This window comes from Moraxella sp. HMSC061H09, from assembly GCF_001809255.1.
Taxonomy (GTDB): Bacteria; Pseudomonadota; Gammaproteobacteria; order Pseudomonadales; family Moraxellaceae; genus Moraxella; species Moraxella catarrhalis.
In genome coordinates, this window is the sequence record NZ_KV796840.1 from 1 (window position 1) to 18,806 (window position 18,806).

At 44.1% G+C, this 18,806-nt stretch carries 17 protein-coding genes; 4 read left to right on the forward strand and 13 right to left on the reverse strand.

Features of this window, described 5'->3' with window-relative positions; translation table 11 throughout:
- Together HMPREF2573_RS03120 and HMPREF2573_RS03125 are read right to left on the reverse strand one after the other, a co-directional pair.
- The coding region (locus tag HMPREF2573_RS03120) for a tetratricopeptide repeat protein (RefSeq protein ID WP_070472521.1) at positions 1 to 365 on the reverse strand (365 nt) is incomplete at its 3' end.
- 38 nt (positions 366 to 403) lie between these two features.
- Positions 404 to 1,423, reverse strand: a complete 1,020-nt coding sequence (locus HMPREF2573_RS03125; protein WP_042510224.1) for an aspartate carbamoyltransferase catalytic subunit — start codon at positions 1,421 to 1,423, stop codon at positions 404 to 406.
- Positions 1,424 to 1,674: 251 nt separating this feature from the next.
- On the opposite strand from HMPREF2573_RS03125, the gene HMPREF2573_RS03130 reads away from it, so the two are divergent.
- Both HMPREF2573_RS03130 and HMPREF2573_RS03135 read left to right on the forward strand, forming a co-directional pair.
- Positions 1,675 to 2,673 carry a class 1 fructose-bisphosphatase gene (locus HMPREF2573_RS03130; protein ID WP_003659009.1) on the forward strand — a complete coding sequence of 333 codons (999 nt, stop codon included), beginning with the start codon at positions 1,675 to 1,677 and terminating at the stop codon, positions 2,671 to 2,673.
- An 87-nt stretch (positions 2,674 to 2,760) separates the two neighbouring features.
- A complete protein-coding gene (locus tag HMPREF2573_RS03135; protein WP_042510223.1) occupies positions 2,761 to 3,537 on the forward strand; it encodes a TrmH family RNA methyltransferase in 777 nt (258 codons plus the stop codon).
- A gap of 251 nt (positions 3,538 to 3,788) precedes the next feature.
- Here HMPREF2573_RS03135 and HMPREF2573_RS03140 read toward each other — a convergent pair whose 3' ends face one another.
- Positions 3,789 to 4,718 carry an electron transfer flavoprotein subunit alpha/FixB family protein gene (locus HMPREF2573_RS03140; protein WP_003659004.1) on the reverse strand — a complete coding sequence of 310 codons (930 nt, stop codon included), beginning with the start codon at positions 4,716 to 4,718 and terminating at the stop codon, positions 3,789 to 3,791.
- Between the two features lie 38 nt (positions 4,719 to 4,756).
- Positions 4,757 to 5,506, reverse strand: coding sequence for an electron transfer flavoprotein subunit beta/FixA family protein (locus tag HMPREF2573_RS03145; protein WP_003659002.1), 750 nt, complete (start codon positions 5,504 to 5,506; stop codon positions 4,757 to 4,759).
- A gap of 246 nt (positions 5,507 to 5,752) precedes the next feature.
- Here HMPREF2573_RS03145 and HMPREF2573_RS03150 point away from each other — a divergent pair, with 246 nt between their 5' ends.
- A complete protein-coding gene (locus HMPREF2573_RS03150; RefSeq protein WP_070472524.1) occupies positions 5,753 to 6,670 on the forward strand; it encodes a DMT family transporter in 918 nt (305 codons plus the stop codon).
- Here HMPREF2573_RS03150 and hutI read toward each other — a convergent pair.
- The 5 genes from hutI to acnB form a co-directional block, all read right to left on the reverse strand.
- Positions 6,657 to 7,970 carry an imidazolonepropionase gene (hutI, locus tag HMPREF2573_RS03155; RefSeq protein ID WP_070472583.1) on the reverse strand — a complete coding sequence of 438 codons (1,314 nt, stop codon included), beginning with the start codon at positions 7,968 to 7,970 and terminating at the stop codon, positions 6,657 to 6,659. The genes HMPREF2573_RS03150 and hutI overlap by 14 nt on opposite strands.
- A 95-nt stretch (positions 7,971 to 8,065) precedes the next feature.
- Positions 8,066 to 9,130 carry a formimidoylglutamase gene (gene hutG, locus HMPREF2573_RS03160; RefSeq protein ID WP_003663335.1) on the reverse strand — a complete coding sequence of 355 codons (1,065 nt, stop codon included), beginning with the start codon at positions 9,128 to 9,130 and terminating at the stop codon, positions 8,066 to 8,068.
- Between the two features lie 110 nt (positions 9,131 to 9,240).
- Entirely contained in the window at positions 9,241 to 10,794 is a 1,554-nt protein-coding gene (gene hutH / locus HMPREF2573_RS03165) for a histidine ammonia-lyase (RefSeq protein ID WP_070472527.1), read from the reverse strand.
- A gap of 97 nt (positions 10,795 to 10,891) precedes the next feature.
- Entirely contained in the window at positions 10,892 to 12,607 is a 1,716-nt protein-coding gene (gene hutU / locus HMPREF2573_RS03170; protein ID WP_003665283.1) for a urocanate hydratase, read from the reverse strand.
- Positions 12,608 to 12,766: 159 nt separating this feature from the next.
- Positions 12,767 to 15,391 carry a bifunctional aconitate hydratase 2/2-methylisocitrate dehydratase gene (acnB, locus tag HMPREF2573_RS03175; protein WP_070472586.1) on the reverse strand — a complete coding sequence of 875 codons (2,625 nt, stop codon included), beginning with the start codon at positions 15,389 to 15,391 and terminating at the stop codon, positions 12,767 to 12,769.
- Between the two features lie 398 nt (positions 15,392 to 15,789).
- Between acnB and HMPREF2573_RS03180 the strand changes: the two genes are divergently transcribed.
- The gene (locus HMPREF2573_RS03180; protein WP_003669341.1) at positions 15,790 to 16,245 is read left to right on the forward strand and encodes a pilin; all 456 of its coding nucleotides are present in this window, start codon (positions 15,790 to 15,792) and stop codon (positions 16,243 to 16,245) included.
- Positions 16,246 to 16,406: 161 nt separating this feature from the next.
- Here the strand turns inward: HMPREF2573_RS03180 and rplS are convergent, their stop codons facing one another.
- The 4 genes from rplS to rpsP all read right to left on the reverse strand — a co-directional run bounded on the left by rplS (position 16,407) and on the right by rpsP (position 18,663).
- The gene (gene rplS, locus HMPREF2573_RS03185; protein ID WP_003658988.1) at positions 16,407 to 16,778 is read right to left on the reverse strand and encodes a 50S ribosomal protein L19; all 372 of its coding nucleotides are present in this window, start codon (positions 16,776 to 16,778) and stop codon (positions 16,407 to 16,409) included.
- Positions 16,779 to 16,924: 146 nt separating this feature from the next.
- A complete protein-coding gene (trmD, locus tag HMPREF2573_RS03190; protein WP_070472529.1) occupies positions 16,925 to 17,677 on the reverse strand; it encodes a tRNA (guanosine(37)-N1)-methyltransferase TrmD in 753 nt (250 codons plus the stop codon).
- Positions 17,678 to 17,710: 33 nt separating this feature from the next.
- Positions 17,711 to 18,268, reverse strand: coding sequence for a ribosome maturation factor RimM (rimM, locus tag HMPREF2573_RS03195; protein WP_003658984.1), 558 nt, complete (start codon positions 18,266 to 18,268; stop codon positions 17,711 to 17,713).
- Positions 18,269 to 18,414: 146 nt separating this feature from the next.
- Positions 18,415 to 18,663, reverse strand: coding sequence for a 30S ribosomal protein S16 (rpsP, locus tag HMPREF2573_RS03200; protein WP_003658982.1), 249 nt, complete (start codon positions 18,661 to 18,663; stop codon positions 18,415 to 18,417).
- Positions 18,664 to 18,806: the final 143 nt, after the last annotated feature.

Consider the following 18,806-nt stretch of genomic DNA (forward strand, 5'->3'; position numbering starts at 1 on the left):
CCTTGGGCATACATCACACCCAGATTATATTGAGCACCTGCATGCCCTTGACCTACGGCTTTGGTGGTCCATTCCACCGCTTTTTGATAATCTTGGCGTACGCCTTGACCTTGTCTATACATCCACCCCAAACCATATTGAGCACCTGCATGCCCTTGACCTGCGGCTTTGGTAATCCATTCCACCGCTTTGGCATGGTTACCTTGCTGATAATACTCACGAGCCAAATCAACCTGAGCCACTGCATCACCACTTTGGGCTTGGCGTGTCAAAGTTGCCATATCATCCGCCGTCGCCATATCCACCGCCATTGCCGATACCGATAACAACACACCCATGGCTAATGCTGTGAATTTTGTTAACATGACTTTATCCTTATAAAAAATAAAATAAAAAATCCATCTTAGTTGTAAGCTTTAAAATCACCTGCTTGTCGTTGTCCTGCCATCGCCAACGCCATGACCGCCATACGCACCGCAATGCCGTTATTGACTTGTTTTAAAATCACCGACTGACTGCCGTCTGCCACGCTTGATGCAATCTCCACACCACGGTTCATAGGGCCTGGGTGCATGACCAATGCATTGGGCTTGGCAAGTTTTAGCCGTTGTTCGGTGATGCCATACATTTTAAAATATTCAGAAGTTGATGGCAAAAGTGGTGAGCCGATGCGTTCATTTTGGATGCGTAAGCCAATAATCACATCAGCATCTGCCACGCCTTTATCAATGTCATCAAATACTAAGACGCCATAGCGTTCTATGCCTTTTGGTAACAAAGTCTTGGGGGCGATGACACGAATATCACGCACCCCCAAAGTCGTCAAAGCCGAAATGTCCGAACGAGCCACACGGCTGTGCTTGATGTCGCCAACAATCGCCACAGAAAGTTCATCAAAGGGCTTATCTGCTTCACGGTAAATGGTGAGCATGTCAAGCATTGCCTGCGTTGGGTGGGCGTGCCAGCCGTCGCCTGCGTTGATGATGGCAACATTGGGGGTAACCTCGGTCGCCATATAATGGGCCGCCCCACTGGCAGAATGACGCACCACAAACATATCGGCACTCATCGCCTCCAAATTCCAAAGGGTATCACGCAAAGTCTCGCCTTTGTTGGTGCTTGAACGCGCGATGTCAAGGTTTAGCACATTAGCACCCAAGCGTTTTTGGGCGGCCTCAAAGGTGGTGCGAGTGCGTGTGGAATTTTCAAAAAACAGATTCATCACCGTCTTGCCTGACAGCTCTGTGGTGTTAATCAGCTTGCCATCTTCATCAAAATAACCCATCGCCTTATCAATGATACTTTCAAGCTGGCTTTTATTTAACCCCTCCACACCGATAAAATGGCGGATGCCAGTATTGTCATTGGGGATAAGCTGTGGGCGGACAAGGGTTTGATTTAGGCGGGCGGTGGTGGCGGTCATGGGTTTTCCTTAGGTGCATGCTTGTGATGCGTGCTTGTGCCGTGGCAAAATAAAATTAAGTCATTTTAACAAATTTTTCCCATTCAAAACAATATTGTTTTACAAAATAAACCCACAAAAATCCATACCAACAAGGCAACACACAGACCATCAGATTTATGGTAAAATATGCCAAAAAATTATCACGGTCTGATTGGCTTAGTCTGCTGATTTGATGATGATAATTCTCAAGATATTTTTAAGGATATTTTATGATGACATTAACCCAATATTTACAATCACACGCAAGTGATGAGCTTGCCAGCACGCTCGGCACTTTGGCAAACAGCAGTATCGCCATCAGTGCCTTACTTGATAAAGGGGCGTTGGCAGGCATCCACGGCGAAGCAGGTAACCAAAATATTCAAGGCGAAGCCCAAAAAAAACTCGATGTCATCGCCAATAATTTACTCCTTGATGCCCTAACCAAGAACCCACACTGTGCAGGCGTTGCCTCCGAAGAGCTGGATGAAATTAGCCCTGCTCATGATGATGGAACATTACTGGTCACTTTTGACCCATTAGATGGCTCATCAAATATTGATATTAATATGACTGTGGGTACGATTTTTTCTATTTTGCCGTATCAGCGTGTGGGTAGCCAAGCCACCGAAGCCGACTTTTTACAAAAAGGTACTTCACAATTGGCAGCAGGCTATTTTATTTATGGTACCAGTACCATGCTGGCAATGACGCTGGGGCAAGGTGTTGTCATGTTTAGTCTTGACCCAACAACACAAGAATACCTACGCATTGATAATCAAGTAAAAATTGATGAAAGTGCAACAGAATACGCCATTAATGCGTCAAATTATCGCTACTGGCTAGACCCCATCAAAGAATATATCAATGGCTTGGTTGCAGGTGATATGGGTATCCGCAATAAAGATTATAATATGCGTTGGGTGGCAGCGATGATTGCAGATGTGCATCGTATTTTGATTCGTGGTGGGGTGTTTATGTATCCTTTTGACACCAAAATTGCAGGTAAAGCAGGTAAGCTACGCTTGATGTATGAAGCCAATCCCATGAGTTTTATCATTGAGCAAGCAGGCGGTGCAAGTACTGATGGCGTGGTACGCATTATGGACATTCAGCCCAGCCACATTCATCAGCGTATTCCTGTGGTACTTGGTGCCAAAGAAGAGGTTGATTATGTCAAAAATTTACATGCCAAAGCAGGTATCTTGGCAAATGGTGAGATGGCATAATTCTCCAAAAAGTCGCCATCAAGGCGGCTTTTGATTTATTAGCTTTATGTTATCACTATCAATTATCATTCATGATCACACACAATTATGACCATCACTTCTAAAGACAACCCCATCATCAAACACACTCACGCCCTACTTGGCCATCATCGCACTCGCAAAAAAAGCAGGCAAACGGTTATCGAGGGCGTGCATTTGGTAGAAGCCTATCTTAAACAAACGCCAGCCGTCCACAGGCTTATTGTCTCAGAGTCTGCCACGGCTCATGATGAGGTTTTACCGTTATTATCCCAAATTGACCCCAAACAAATCACCATCATCAGCGATACTTTATACCCACAAATACGCACGCTGGGCGATAGTGTCAGTGTCATGGCTGTGATTGATATTCCCCATCGGTCATTACCAACGATCAGCGGTGATTGCTTAATTCTTGATGGCTTGCAGGATTTGGGTAATATCGGCACACTATTACGAACTGCTTCGGCGGTTGGCATTCAGACGGTCATCACCTCGCCTAATACCGCTCATTTGTGGTCACCCAAATGCCTGCGTGCAGGGATGGGCGCTCATTTTTCAATGTCAATTTATGAACATATCGCTGTTGATGAGATTTTACAAAAGCTAAAAACGCCTTTATATGCGACAAGTTCACATACAAATAAAGTGATCTATGACCATGATTTAACCGGCCCCATCGCTTGGGTGCTAGGGCATGAAGGTCAAGGTGTGCGTGATGAATTTTTAAACAATGCAATACCCATCGCCTTACCACAACCAGGCGGACAAGAAAGCCTAAATGTTGGTATCGCAGGTTCGGTATGTTTTTATGAAATGTTGCGTCAGCGTCATTATCTTGTATGATGGTTAAACGCCATAGCCATGCTTAATCACATTGTTTAAACGATGATAAAACTTAATAATTGATTTAATTTTCATCTAAAAACAACCCTTTTATTTTTATAAATTTTTAATAAACTTTTTAAAGTATTAATCGATTATCAAGCGTAGCATGCCCCAAAAACTTATGCATCAAAAAAAAAGCACCCAATCAATTTGGATGCTTTTTTGGACACAAGTCATCAACTGTGTATATCAATAATTGATGGCTTAGCTTATAGCTTTTCAATCAGTTCAGGCACGACATGAAACAAATCACCTTCTAAGAAATAATCAGCCACCGATGCAATGGGTGACTCTGGGTCGTTGTTGATCGCCACGATGGTTTTTGAATCCTTCATGCCTGCCAAATGCTGAATCGCCCCTGAAATACCGATGGCAATGTACAAATTAGGTGCAACGATTTTACCAGTTTGTCCCACTTGCATATCATTGGGTACAAAACCTGCATCAACAGCAGCACGACTGGCACCAACCGCAGCACCCAGCTTATCAGCCAAAGGTTCAATGTATTTGGTGAAATTCTCACCACTTGCCAATGCACGACCCCCTGAAACGACAATGTTGGCTGAGGTCAGCTCTGGACGATCAGTTTTGGCAAGCTCTTCTTTCACAAAACTTGATTTATCAGCATCTTCGGCGATATCTACCGATTCAATAGAAGCGCTGCCCGTCAATTCTGCTGGCTCAAATGCTGTACCACGCACTGACACCACAACCACATTTTCACTTGATTTGACTGTGGCGATTGCGTTACCAGCATAAATTGGACGCTCAAAAGTATTGGCATCTATAACGGCGGTGATGTCTGATACCATGCTCACATCTAACAGTGCCGCCACTCGTGGCAAAAAGTTCTTGCCAGTGGTAGTTGCAGGGGCAACAACATGGCTATAATCAGTTGCCAAAGCCTTGACCAACAACGAGACATTTTCTGCCAGCTGATTGGCATAAGCGGCATTATCTGCCACCAAAACCTTGCTCACGCCTGCCACTTTGGCGGCTTCTTGTGCCACAGCTTGGCAATCAGCACCTGCTACCAAAAGATGTACATCACTGCCCATTTGCACAGCTGCGGTAACAGTTGCAAGTGTTGCTGGCTTTAATTCTTTATTATCATGTTCTGCATATACTAAAATTGTCATAATTTTTATCCTTAAGCTTTATCGGTTTATCATGGGTATTAAATAACACGTGCTTCATTTTTTAGCTTGTCAATCAACTCATCAACGGATGACACTTTAACGCCTGCCGAACGCTCTTTTGGTGCAGATACTTTAATGGTCTCAAGCTTAGCGTTCATTTCCACCCCAAAATCTGCAGGAGATTTGGTATCAAGGGGTTTTTTCTTGGCTGCCATGATATTTGGCAACTTAGGAAAACGAGGTTCATTCAAACGCAAGTCAGTTGTAATCACTGCAGGCAATGGTAATGCCACCGTTTGTAAACCGCCATCAATTTCACGAGTCACATGCACTTTATCGCCTTCAACAACCACCTCTGATGCAAATGTGCCTTGACCCACACCCATTAAGGCGGCAAGCATTTGCCCTGTTTGGTTATTATCATCATCAATGGCCTGTTTACCCAGTAGTACAATCTGCACACCTTCAGCTTCTGCCACGCCTTTTAGGATTTTGGCGACTTGTAATGGCTGTGCTTTGGCGTCTGTTTCAACCAAAATACCACGGTCAGCACCCAATGCCAATGCTGAGCGAATTTGCTCTGATGATTGGCTCGTGCCAATAGAAACTGCAATAATCTCACTGGCGACACCTTTTTCTTTTAGGCGAACCGCCTCTTCAATGGCGATTTCACAAAATGGATTAACGCTCATCTTAGCATTAGCAAGCTCAACGCCTGATTCATCGGCTTTGACACGCACTTTAACATTATGGTCAACAACACGCTTGACTGCGACTAATATTTTCATAAAATCCTCTTTTTTATCACTTGTTTTGGGTAAATAAAATAGTTTTGGGTAAATAAAATAAAAACATACTCCCCAATACAATACACATTCCACGCAGGTTTGTAAACCATAGAACGCAAATTTTCACTCAAAAAATATCAACTTTGACCAATGGGTCATTTTTGTAACAATATTTTACCCATTTCACCATCACACCAACATATTTTTAGGCATTCATTGCTTAGGTTCGGGGATTTACATGATACAATGACCTTTTTGTCTGTGCGGTTGGTTATGGCTGTATTTCATTGCTTATCTGATAAACAACAAGGCTATCTGTTTACCTTTATCACCATGTGCATTTGGGGTGCTTTTGGGCTAATGGCTCGCATGAATGCCTATTGGCATATTCAGATTTGGGATGTGTTGCTTTTGCGATTTGGTATCGCTGCTGCTGTACTTTTACCCATTTTATGGTGGAAAAAAGATTATCAATTTTTGTTTGATTTTAAACTGCTGATATTGGCTCTAGTAGGCAGTATTGGGTATTGTATCTTTGTTTATAACGGATTTTTTTATGCACCTGTGGCACATGGCGTGGTTTTTTTAAATGGTACATTTCCGCTATTTGCCGCTCTTATTGGCTATATAATGCTAAGATCGCCCATCGACCGACAAACAGGCATCGGCTTATCAATCATCGTGATGACTTTACTTTTAATGACCATCAGCATAATCATTGGCGATGGGTATTTTGGGCGTGGCGATTTGATGTTTATTGCCAGTGGTTTATGTTGGGGCTTGTTTTCGGTACTGCTTCGCAAGTGGAGCTTTTCGGCATGGCATATCATGTGCGGTGTTGCGATTTGGTCGGCGGTCATCTATTCGCTGATTTATGCCATGTTTATCACGCCTGCTTTTCATACCGCCCTACCTACGCATTTGGCAATTCAGGGTATTTTTCATGGCATCTTTGTGGTCATTATTGCCACATTAACTTATGCCAAAGCTGTCGCAAAAATTGGCATCTTCAAAGCAGGTAGTATCGCCAACTTAGCACCCTTTATTGCCAGTATCATTGCAGTACCACTACTTGACGAGATGCTAAATACCACCTTAGTTATGGGCTTAATTGGCATGGCAATCGGTGCGTTACAGCCTTGGCGTTGGTTTATTGGGCGTTAATTGCATAAATCTGACCACCCACCAAAAAAGCTTGCAAGGTATTTTGCCCAATCAAATAACTTAAATCCGCAGGACGCTCAATGTCCCAAAGGGCGATGTCCGCATCATAACCAATGGCAATTTTGCCTTTGCTGTCTTGCAATCCCAACGCTTTGGCGGCGTTTAATGTTGTGCCTGCCAGCGCCTCTTCTGGCGTGAGTTTAAATAAGGTACACGCCATGTTCATCGCCAGCAAAATAGAAGTAGACGGCGATGTTCCGGGGTTGCAGTCGGTGGATATTGCCATAGATACGCCTTGCTGTCGCATTTTGTCAATCGGAGGTAATTGCGTTTCTTTTAACACATAAAATGCCGTTGGCAGTAGCACGCCCACCGTACCTGATTGTGCCATGCGTTGAATGCTATCATCGCTTAGGTATTCAATATGGTCAGCAGACAAACCATCAAAACTTGCCACCAACACCCCACCACTCATATCGCTTAATTGTTCGGCGTGTAATTTGACAGGCAATCCCAACGATTGAGCAACCTCAAAGACTTTTTTTACCTGCTGTTTGTTAAAGGCGATGTTTTCACAAAACGCATCTACCGCATCGACCAAACCCTCTTGATGCAAAATTGGCAACCACTCACAGACTTTATCAATATAAGCATCGTTTTGGGCATTGCCGTCATCGTCTTTATACTCCGGCGGTGTGGCGTGAGCTGCCAAATAGGTGGTTTTGACCGTGATGCCATAATCTTGTCCAAGCTTGCGAGCAACTTGCAACATTTTGCGTTCGTTTTGCAAATCCAGCCCATAACCTGATTTGATTTCAAGGGTTGCCACGCCTTCAGCAAGCAATGCTTTTAGGCGTTTTTCACTTTGGGCGTATAATTCATCAAAGCTGGCTTGGCGTGTGGCATTGACGGTTGAGATGATGCCACCGCCATTTTTGGCGATTTGTTCATAACTTACCCCTGTTAGCCGTGCTTCAAACTCATCACTGCGGTTGCCTGCATACACCAAATGGGTGTGGCAATCAATCAAGGCTGGGGTAAGCCATTTGCCTTGAGCGTCAATCAACCTATCAGCGGTGAATGACGATGCATCATCATGATGGCCTATCCATGTAATTTTGCCATCATTGATGCCAATGGCGTGATTGGTCAGTTGCCCATAGGGCGTTGCCGTCTTGGTTGTTTGATTGCTTTGATTACTTTGATTATCAAGATGAAAGCCAAAATCGCTGTTCATGGTGGCGATATTGGCATGGGTGATTAATAAGTCAAAATGTGTTTTCATCATGGTATTTTTCATGGTTTTATCATACATAACAAATGGTTGAATTTAACATTGTGTTAACAATGTGCTTGATTTAAAACACCGTGCTTGATTTGACAATTAGGTCTGATTTATCTAGATAATGATTTGAATGATGATGATAAAACCGCTTCAACCATCACCGCCAATAAACGACCAGCAACTTTTAACCCACGCCCATCAATGTCATATTTTGGTGACACTTCTGCCATGTCAATCACCTTAACTTTGCCTGTATTGATAATCAGCAAAACACAACGCTCAACAAAATCAAGGCTTAAACCTTTGGCCGCCACCGCACTCACCGCAGGCATGACAGAACCTGCCAAACAGTCCATATCAATGGTCAAATAAATCACATCTAGCGGCGCAATAAACGCCAAAATTTTTTGTTCAATCGCTTGCCAATCAAGGCGATGGCAATCATCATCACCAATCACACTCACCCCCAAATCAAAGGCTTGCTCATATAAACTGGCGGTGTTGCTAAACTGACTGATGCCTATGCACAAATAATGAAATGGCTGCTCTTTTATGTCCAAATGCTCAGCAATTTGGCGAAACGGTGTGCCAGAAGTGGCGTATTGGTCTTGACGCAAATCAAAATGGGCATCTAAATTGATGATGCCAATGTTTGCCAAAGGCGTGGGGGCGACTGCCATGTGTTGCCACAAGCCTAAAAACGACCCCCAAGCGATTTCATGCCCACCGCCCAAACCAATCGGCAAGGCATTGGCGTTTAGCACCGTGCTGATTTTATCAGCATAATCTTGTTGAGCAATTTCTAACAAATTGGGGCAAATTGTGTCATCATCATCACAGACAACATTGCCTGCATCGGTCACGATGCCCGCCATTGATTGAAAGGCTTGTTGTGTTTGATATGAAATTGGTAATTTGGCAAAACTGCTTTTAATGGCATCAGGGGCATGCTTAGCCCCAATGCGTCCTTGGTTGCGGTTCACCCCTTGGTCGCAAGCAAATCCAATTAGGGCAATTTTTGGCTGGTTTTTTTGATTGTTTTTTCGATTAAGAGCATCATCAAACGCTTGAATGTACTGATACCAATAGCAAGCTTTGTCATTTTCAAAAGGTTCTGCCCTGCCTGTGTATGCCTTAAAATCAGGGGCTTGATGATAAACATTGGGGGGTGTCATAATGATTTCCTAACCTATAAAGCTTGAATGGTTCTTTCATAAAAGGACATTGAATCATTTCCCTTTATGAAAAAACACAGACATGACAACATGACAGACACACATTGATGTTATTTTGCCAAAAACCAATCCGTACGCAACTCCCGCCAGCTGTCAATCAGCTTGCCATCAATCACCAGCTGTTTGGCGTTTTCGATGTCTGGGGCAAAGTAGCGGTCTTTGTCATAATGGGCGACGCTTTGGCGTAATGTTTGATGAACACTGGCAAGTTTTGGTGAGGTGTGTAAACCCTCTTCCAGATGAAAATCCACGCCTTGAGCCGCTGCCAAAAGCTCAATGCCCACAATGGTGGCGGTATTACAAGCCATGTCATATAAACGCCTGCCTGCATAAGTCGCCATTGACACATGGTCTTCTTGGTTGGCAGAGGTTGGAATGCTGTCGACAGATGCTGGGTGAGCGTGTGATTTATTTTCAGAGGCCAAAGCGGCGGCGGTCACATGGGCTATCATAAATCCTGAGTTCACCCCTGGATTTTTGACCAAAAAGGCAGGCAAGCCCGATAAAGTGGCATCAATGAGCAAAGCGATACGCCGTTCACTCATTGAACCAATCTCACTGATGGCAAGTGCCAACATGTCAGCAGCAAATGCCACAGGTTCGGCATGAAAGTTACCGCCTGAGATTGCCACAGGGCCATCATTGTCATTAAAAATCAAGGGGTTATCGGTAACGGCATTGGCTTCAATCAACAAAGTTTTGCCTGCTTGGTTAATCACATCCAAACACGCCCCCATCACTTGTGGCTGACAACGCAAACAATAAGGGTCTTGTACTCTTTCATCATCTTCTTTGTGTGATGCACGGATTTGGCTGTCAGCGATTAACTGGCGATGAGCACTGGCGATTTGTGTCTGACCATGATGCCCACGAGCGTCATGAATGCGAGCGTCAAATGGGGCATCTGAGCCTTTGGCAGCGTCAATGGACATGCTGCCAACCACCGTGGCGGCCGCCAGCAAATCTTGTGCCATAAAATAGCCACGCAAAGCCAAGGCGGTCGATGTTTGCGTGCCGTTAATCAGTGCCAATCCTTCTTTGGCCGCCAACACAATCGGAGTTAACCCTGCGTCATCAAGGGCCTTTTTTGCTGACATGTTTTCGCCATTCACAGACACATCGCCAAATCCCAACATGGCAAGCGTCATGTGCGATAAAGGCGCCAAATCCCCTGACGCCCCAACCGAGCCTTTGGCAGGAATATGGGGAATGATATTGTGATTGATTAAGCCCAAAAGGCTGTCCACCACTTCACGGCGAACGCCTGACACGCCTTGAGCCAAGCTTGATACTTTCATCACCATAATCAGTCGTACCACCTCATCAGGCAATCTGTCGCCTGTGCCAACCGAATGCGATAAAATCAAATTGCGTTGAAGCAGCTCAAGCTCATCATCACTGATGCGTTTTTTGGCAAGCAGGCCAAAGCCAGTGTTAATGCCATAGGCGGGCTTATCTTTGGCAATGATGGCTTGCACCGCTTGACGAGATGCGTCAATCGCTTCATACGCTGTTGGGTCAAGGCTGATTTTGACAGGGCCATCGTACACTTGGCGAAGCTGGGCAAAGGTGAGGTTTCGTGGGGTTAATATGAGCGAATTCATGGTTTCTCCAAACAATAATTTGTTTTAAGTTTATTAAGTTTGTTGATTTGGGTTTATTGGCAACAACTGAACATTTTTTAAAACCATCATTGACAACTTATTTCACCATCGGCAGATTTAAGCCATAGTTTTTGGCAGTTTCAATCGCCAATTCATAGCCTGCATCAGCATGACGCATGACGCCACTGCCACAGTCATTGACCAGCACATTGGCAAGGCGTTTGGCGGCCGCTTCTGTGCCATCGGCGACAATCACCATGCCAGAATGCTGGCTATAACCCATGCCCACACCACCGCCATGGTGCAGGCTTACCCAGGTTGCCCCGCCTGCCACATTGAGCATGCCATTTAATAATGCCCAGTCGGACACCGCATCGGTGCCATCTTTCATGGATTCACTTTCTCGGTTGGGGCTGGCAACTGACCCTGTGTCTAGGTGGTCTCGTCCGATGACAATCGGGCCTTTTAGTTCGCCATTTTTCACCATCTCATTAAATGCCAGACCTGCCTTGTCTCGCTCACCCAAACCCAGCCAGCAAATGCGGGCAGGCAGACCTTGAAAGTGAATGCGGTCTTTTGCCATGTCCAGCCAATTATGTACATGTGTGTTCTCTGGGAACAGCTCTTTGATTTTTTGGTCGGTTTTATAAATGTCCTCAGGGTCGCCAGAGAGTGCCACCCAACGAAACGGGCCCTTGCCTTGACAAAATAGCGGACGAATATAAGCAGGCACAAAGCCTGGAAAATCAAAGGCATTTTTCACCCCAGCGTCAAAGGCAACTTGACGGATATTATTGCCATAATCGGTGGCAGGCACGCCCATCTTTTGCAAATCAAGCATGGCTTGCACATGAATGGCACACGATTTGGCAGCCTCTTGGGTCAATTTGGCGTGTTGGCTTGGGTCTTGTTGGGCAGCCCTCCAATCATCCACCGTCCAGCCAATGGGCAGGTAACCATGAATTAAGTCATGGGCTGATGTTTGGTCGGTAACAAAATCAGGCTTGATGTCGCCATTTTTGGCACGCTGAACAATCTGTGGCAAAATTTGAGCGGCATTGCCCAAAAGAGCGATGGATACCGCCTCACCTTTACTGGTGTGTTCTTTGATGAGTTCATAAGCGTGGTCTAAGTCGTTTGCCTGCTTATCCACATAGCCTGTACGCAAACGAAAATCAATGCTTGACTGTTGGCATTCAATGTTAAGCGATGTCGCCCCTGCAAAAGTCGCTGCCAGTGGCTGAGCCCCACCCATGCCACCAAGCCCTGCGGTCAAAATCCAACGCCCTTTCCAGTTATCGGTGCTTTTGTCGCCTTTTTTTGTGCCAAAGTGCTGCCGCCCTGCTTCGGCAAAGGTCTCATAAGTACCCTGCACAATGCCTTGTGTGCCAATGTAAATCCAGCTGCCTGCGGTCATCTGCCCATACATGAACAAATCTTTGCGGTCAAGCTCGTTAAAATGCTCCCAAGTTGCCCAGCGTGGCACAAGGTTGGAGTTGGCAATTAACACTCTGGGGGCATTTTCGTGAGTGTTGAACACGCCAACGGGTTTGCCTGATTGAATGAGCAGTGTTTGGTCATCTTCTAGCTGTTTTAGACTTGCCAAAATTTGGTCATAACATTCCCAGTTGCGTGCCGCCCGCCCAATTCCGCCATAGACCACAAGACTTTGGGGGTTTTCGGCGACATCAGGGTGTAGGTTATTTTGTATCATGCGGTAAGGGGCTTCGCTAAGCCAGCTTTTACAGGTCAATGCTGTGCCTGTTGGGGCTTTGATGACACGGCTTGTGTCAGTGCGAGTAAATTGGTTCATAAAAATGTCCTTTTTGCTAAAATTTAAATTATTAAAGATCGTAATAAATTGTATATACTAATAATAGCAAAAAATAATTATCTGTACAAATGATTTTTCAATCTTAAACAAAAAATACCGTCATCATCAGATAACGGTATTTTGAATAAAGATGATATCTTAGTTCAGCTGTGCAACATCAATTCTATCAGCTCTGCCAGTATATTCACCCATTTGGTCAAAGTTTAGGTAGTTATAAACTTCCGCCTCCATGGATTCTAGTTTACCTGCATACCCCATATACTCTTCAACAGTTGGCAGTCTGCCCAGTACAGATGCCACAGAGGCAAGTTCAGCAGATGCCAGATAGACATTTGCCCCTTGACCTAAGCGATTTGGGAAATTACGGGTGGATGTTGAAACGGCGGTACAGTTGGGTGCGATGCGTGCTTGGTTGCCCATGCACAGTGAACAGCCGGGCATTTCGGTTCTTGCTCCTGCCTGGGCATAAGTGTTGTAATAACCCTCATCCATCAGTTGGCGTTCATCCATTTTAGTGGGTGGTGCAATCCACAAGCGAGTGGTTAGGCTGCCCGCTGGTACTTCTTGCAACAGCTTACCTGCGGCACGAAAATGCCCAATGTTGGTCATGCACGAACCGATGAATACCTCATCAATCTTATCGCCTGCAACCTCTGAGAGCAGTTTGGCATCATCAGGGTCATTTGGACAGCATAGGATTGGCTCTTTGATGTCAGCAAGGTCAATCTCATATACTTTGGCGTACTCAGCATCAGCATCTGCTTTTAGTAGGCTTGGGTTGTCAAGCCATTTTTGCATATTTTCAGCACGGCGAGCCAGTGTACGAGCATCGCCATAACCTTCGGCAATCATCCATTTTAGCATGACGATGTTAGAGCGTAAGTATTCTGCCACTTTTTCTTCTGATACCGTGATGGCACAGCCTGCGGCAGAGCGTTCAGCAGAAGCGTCGGATAACTCAAACGCTTGTTCAACGGTCAAGTCATTTTCCATCTCAGTCAAATCAATCTCTAAGATGCGACCAGAAAAGATATTTTTCTTGCCCTTTTTCTCAACCGTCAAATCACCCGCTTGGATGGCATAGTAAGGAATGGCATGAACCAAATCACGCAAAGTAATACCAGGTTGCATTTTGCCTTTGAATTTGACCAGTACAGATTCAGGCATGTCAAGTGGCATCACACCAGTGGCAGCAGCGAACGCTACAAGACCTGAACCTGCTGGAAATGAGATGCCAATAGGAAAGCGAGTATGACTGTCGCCACCGGTACCAACGGTGTCAGGCAACAACATGCGGTTTAGCCATGAGTGAATCACCCCATCGCCTGGGCGTAAGCTGACACCGCCACGGTTCATGATAAAATCAGGTAGGGTGTGATGCGTTACCACATCAATCGGCTTTGGATAAGCGGCGGTATGACAAAACGACTGCATGACAAGGTCAGATGAGAAGCCCAGACATGCCAAATCTTTGAGTTCATCACGAGTCATCGGGCCTGTGGTGTCTTGTGAGCCTACGGTTGTCATCTTCGGTTCACAGTAGGTATTTGGGCGAATGCCTTGCCCCTCTGGCAGACCACAGGCACGACCCACCATTTTTTGGGCTAAGGTAAAGCCTTTGCCAGTATCGGCAGGTTGCTCTGGGGTGCGAAATAGAGTGGATGGTTCAAGACCCAAGGATTCACGAGCCTTGCTTGTTAAGTTGCGACCGATGATAAGGTTAATGCGACCACCAGCACGCACCTCATCTAGCAGTACAGGGGTTTTTAGTTTAGATTTGGCAATTTGTGTGCCATCTTTAAAGGCGGCAACAGTTGCATTTGCGTGGTCAATTTTTAGGGTAATCTCATCACCCATGTTCATCTCGGTTACATCAATCTCAACAGGCAACGCCCCAGCATCTTCCATGGTATTAAAGAAAATGGGGGCAATTTTACCGCCCAAACACACACCGCCATCTTTTTTGTTTGGAATGTGGGGAATCTCTTCACCAAAGAACCACAATACAGAGTTAGTTGCTGATTTACGGCTAGAACCTGTACCAACAACATCACCCACATAGGCAACAGGATGACCTCTGTCAAGCAGCTCTTGGATTTGGGTCAAAGGACCAACCTCACCATTTTTTTCTGGATGAATGCCCTCACGCTCATTTTTTAGCATGGCGTTAGCGTGTAGCGGAATGTCAGGGCGACTCCACGCATCTTGGGCAGGTGATAGGTCATCTGTGTTGGTCTCGCCAGTGACTTTAAATACGGTGATGGTCATCTCTTCTGGCACTTTGGAGCGATTTGTAAACCACTCGCCTTCTGCCCAAGATTCTAGCACGGCTTTGGCATTGGCATTGCCCGCTTTGGCTTTTTCTTCTATATCATGAAAAGCATCAAAGACCAAAAGGGTTTTTTTGAGTGCTTTGGCAGCCAATTCGCCCAGTTCATCATCATCAAGCAATTCAACCAAAGGTGCAACATTATAGCCGCCTAACATGGTACCTAATAGATATACCGCACGCTCTTTGTTGATGAGTGGGGAGCTGGTCTCGCCTTTGACGATGGCATTTAAAAAGGCGGCTTTGACATAAGCGGCTTGGTCAACCCCTGCTGGCACACGGTTTTCAAGCAAGTCTATCAAGTACTCTTCTTCGCCTTGTGGAGGGTTTTTTAGGAGTTCAATCAAATCGGCAGTTTGGACATCAGTTAATGGTTGTGGTGGCACGCCTAAGACTTCACGCTCAGCGACATGGACTCTGTATTCGGTTAGCATTTGCGACATAGCATATCCTCTTTTAAACTAAATAATCTTAATCGGTGCTTGCAAATCAAGAATAATTGATAAACTTACAAGTGCCTAAAGATAACCTTACCTGTTTTGAATACAAACAAGCGTTACTTCTCCACTGATAATAATAGCCTAAAACTGCAATAATTACAAAAAATATCCAAAGATACTCAATATTTATTTAAAAAATATCCTATTAAATTAATAAATATATCTAAATGGCTAACAACTATTAAAAATTTACCAAGTTTGTCTTTTAAATTGATGTGATTAATATTCGCACGATGATTAAAGATACAATACAACGCTTGTTTTAATAATTTTTTATTGTATATTTATAAACGGTATGGCAAAATGAGAATTTTAATTGTTTGGATAATCGTATGAAAGCACAACAAGGATTTACTCTCATAGAGCTGATGATTGTCATATTAATCATCGGCGTTTTGGCGATGTTTGCCATACCTCAATACCAAAAACGCGTCGTTACCGCCCAAGTAAATCGTGTCATGATGGAAACCAGCCAACTGCGTACGGCTGTTGAAATGTGTCTACTCCAAGGCATTACAGACAGTACCAAATGTGATACGACCATCTCAAGTGATTTGATAAAAGATAAGCCAATTATTGAACTGGCACAGCAGGCCACTGGTACCAGCACTATTAAGGCAAATTTTAATAATACCGCTGCCAATGCTTTACACAATCAAAGTATCACTTGGTCACACACAGCGTCAGGCGGCTGGCATTGTGCCACCACCGTCGATAAAGACCTTGCACCAAAAGGATGCACAAGCTCTGCGACGCCTCAATCATCTTCACCTCAATCATCTTCTTAAGCTTATCTTTACTTAGGTTATCTATAATATACCAGTAGCTTAACTTAATGATATGTGTCTTAAAATTCTATGGTTTTTTTAGCCAAACATAAAGAAAATCCACTAAAAAATCCCCAAGGTGATAACTTGGGGATTTTTTTTGGGTTGGGCAAATGGCAGAATTATTCTGCAGTTTTGCGAACACCCAACTTTTCTTTAATACGTGCAGATTTACCTGAACGCTCACGCAAATAGTAAAGTTTGGCACGACGAACATCACCACGACGCTTCACTTCAATACTAGCAATCAATGGTGAATGTAATTGGAATGCACGCTCAACGCCAACACCGCTTGAGATTTTACGAACAGTGAATGCTGAGTTTAGCCCACGGTTACGCTTAGCGATAACCACGCCTTCAAAGGCCTGTTGACGCTCACGGTCACCTTCACGAACTTTAACTTGAACAACAACCGTATCACCTGGTGCAAATGATGGATGGTCTTTTAGTTGTGCATTTTCAACAACTTGAACTAAAGGATGTTTATTACTCACAAGATTTCTCCTGATAATCATGGCAGAGGCTAAAACTTTCTTGCAAAACACAAAGTTAGGCAATGGTTAAAAAGTCGCATACCATCGTTAATAAAGCGGCATCACGCACGCTACATCTGAACCATACAGATTTTAATGAATTTAAATCAATCTTCCAAGTCTTTTAGCCACTTGGCTTGCTGTTTATTTGGTATAAAATTTTGCCAAAGCTCTGGGCGGCGGGCTTTGGTGCGTTTGACTTGCTCTAAAAAACGCCATTTATTAATATTGGCATGATGTCCTGAAAGTAAAACTGACGGTACAGTTTGACCATGAAAATCAAGCGGCTTGGTATAGTGCGGACAATCCAAAAGGCCATCAACAAACGAATCTTGCTCGGCGGACAGATCATCGCCCATAATCTGGGGCAATCGCCGAATGACGCTATCCATCAATACCATCGCAGGCAATTCACCACCTGTCAGAACATAATCTCCAATAGATATCTCTTGGTCAACATAGCAAGTAATCAATCGCTCATCAATGCCTTCATATCGACCACATAATAGTATCATGCCATCAAGATTTGGCATGGTGGCAACCAAAGGCTCGCTTAAAGTTTTGCCTTGTGGTGATAGATATACCACAGGGCATCTGCCATTTTGGATATCACAACCTGCCCTGCCAGCTAATTTTTTGGCATATAAAATTGCCTTTTCAAGCGGTTCTGCCATCATCACCATGCCAGGACCGCCACCAAAAGGACGCTCATCTATGCGTTTATAATTATCTGTCGTAAAATTCCTTGGGTTGATGACTTGGATATTCACTTGACCATTTTTAACCGCACGACCCACGATGCCATAGTCTTTAATAGCACTAAACATCTCTGGCAAAATGCTGATAACCGCAAAAAACACTCAAATTATCCTAAATCAAATCACGAATGATGGCTAATAATCAGATTGCCAAGCTACAAGCATCGTCCCAGCACTCAAATCAACCGAAAGCACCACATCGCTATGCCATGGGATCAAACGAGGTTCATTATCAATGCTCTGTGCTGTTGGCTTAAGTGAGATAATCTCATGAGCACCTGTCTCAAACATCTCTTTGATAACCCCAAGATTTTCTGCTTGCTCATTCATCACAGTCAAACCGATCAAATCTGACCAATAATATTCATCATCAGCAAGCTTAGGTAAATGGTCTTTACAAACCCAAATACTCGTACCGTTCATCGTTTCAGCAACATTGCGATCAGGCACTTCATTAAAGCAAGCAACCAAACCCTGACCTTGGATACGCCAATCTTTAACAGTTAATGGCTTAAACCCTGTTGCCGTTTTCATCCACCAAGGTTGCATCTGAAAAATGCTGGCTCTTTCGTCGGTCTGGCTAAAAACCCAGAGCCAACCTTTGATGCCGTAAGGTTTTTTTAAGGTAGCAATCTTAATCATCTCAGAAGCATCAGGTACCAGATTTGTTTTACAAAGGTTTGGCTTGGTCATATACAAGTTAATAAGTACTTAAATATCGGTTGATGATCTAAAAATACCCAAAAATGGGATCTTTGATACATCAATATAATAGTAAATCAAATAGCACAAAACGGTTTACGCTCAATTTGAACGCAAACCGTACTTAATAAGAATGATTAAGCAGCTTTATTCAAAGCTTTGACTAAAGAAGCAACACGCTCTGTTGGCTGTGCACCTTTGGCAATCCAAGCATTATAAGCTTCTAAATCAATGCGGGTTTCAACTTCTTGACCTCGTGCCATTGGGTTAAAAAAGCCGATTTTCTCGATAAAACGACCATCACGAGATGCGCGCTTATCAGCAACAACAACTTGATAAAATGGACGCTTTTTTGAACCGCCACGAGCTAGACGAATAACTACCATGATAACTCTCTTTTATAAAATAAAAATCTAAAAATCATTTGCAAGAATTAGAGCATGGTACAGATTCGATATTAATGAGGATGAGCCGTTCGAACCTGAACCACTAAAAGACTAATTATAACAAGAAATTACTCAAGTTAAAA

Bases quoted from the DNA above. Each gene is read 5' to 3' on its own strand.
- HMPREF2573_RS03125 (WP_042510224.1), bottom strand. From the start codon at position 1,423: ATGACCGCCACCACCGCCCGCCTAAATCAAACCCTTGTCCGCCCACAG.
- HMPREF2573_RS03130 (WP_003659009.1), top strand. From the start codon at position 1,675: ATGATGACATTAACCCAATATTTACAATCACACGCAAGTGATGAGCTT.
- HMPREF2573_RS03135 (WP_042510223.1), top strand. From the start codon at position 2,761: ATGACCATCACTTCTAAAGACAACCCCATCATCAAACACACTCACGCC.
- HMPREF2573_RS03140 (WP_003659004.1), bottom strand. From the start codon at position 4,718: ATGACAATTTTAGTATATGCAGAACATGATAATAAAGAATTAAAGCCA.
- HMPREF2573_RS03145 (WP_003659002.1), bottom strand. From the start codon at position 5,506: ATGAAAATATTAGTCGCAGTCAAGCGTGTTGTTGACCATAATGTTAAA.
- HMPREF2573_RS03150 (WP_070472524.1), top strand. From the start codon at position 5,753: ATGACCTTTTTGTCTGTGCGGTTGGTTATGGCTGTATTTCATTGCTTA.
- hutI (WP_070472583.1), bottom strand. From the start codon at position 7,970: ATGAAAAATACCATGATGAAAACACATTTTGACTTATTAATCACCCAT.
- hutG (WP_003663335.1), bottom strand. From the start codon at position 9,130: ATGACACCCCCCAATGTTTATCATCAAGCCCCTGATTTTAAGGCATAC.
- hutH (WP_070472527.1), bottom strand. From the start codon at position 10,794: ATGAATTCGCTCATATTAACCCCACGAAACCTCACCTTTGCCCAGCTT.
- hutU (WP_003665283.1), bottom strand. From the start codon at position 12,607: ATGAACCAATTTACTCGCACTGACACAAGCCGTGTCATCAAAGCCCCA.
- acnB (WP_070472586.1), bottom strand. From the start codon at position 15,391: ATGCTAACCGAATACAGAGTCCATGTCGCTGAGCGTGAAGTCTTAGGC.
- HMPREF2573_RS03180 (WP_003669341.1), top strand. From the start codon at position 15,790: ATGAAAGCACAACAAGGATTTACTCTCATAGAGCTGATGATTGTCATA.
- rimM (WP_003658984.1), bottom strand. From the start codon at position 18,268: ATGACCAAGCCAAACCTTTGTAAAACAAATCTGGTACCTGATGCTTCT.
- rpsP (WP_003658982.1), bottom strand. From the start codon at position 18,663: ATGGTAGTTATTCGTCTAGCTCGTGGCGGTTCAAAAAAGCGTCCATTT.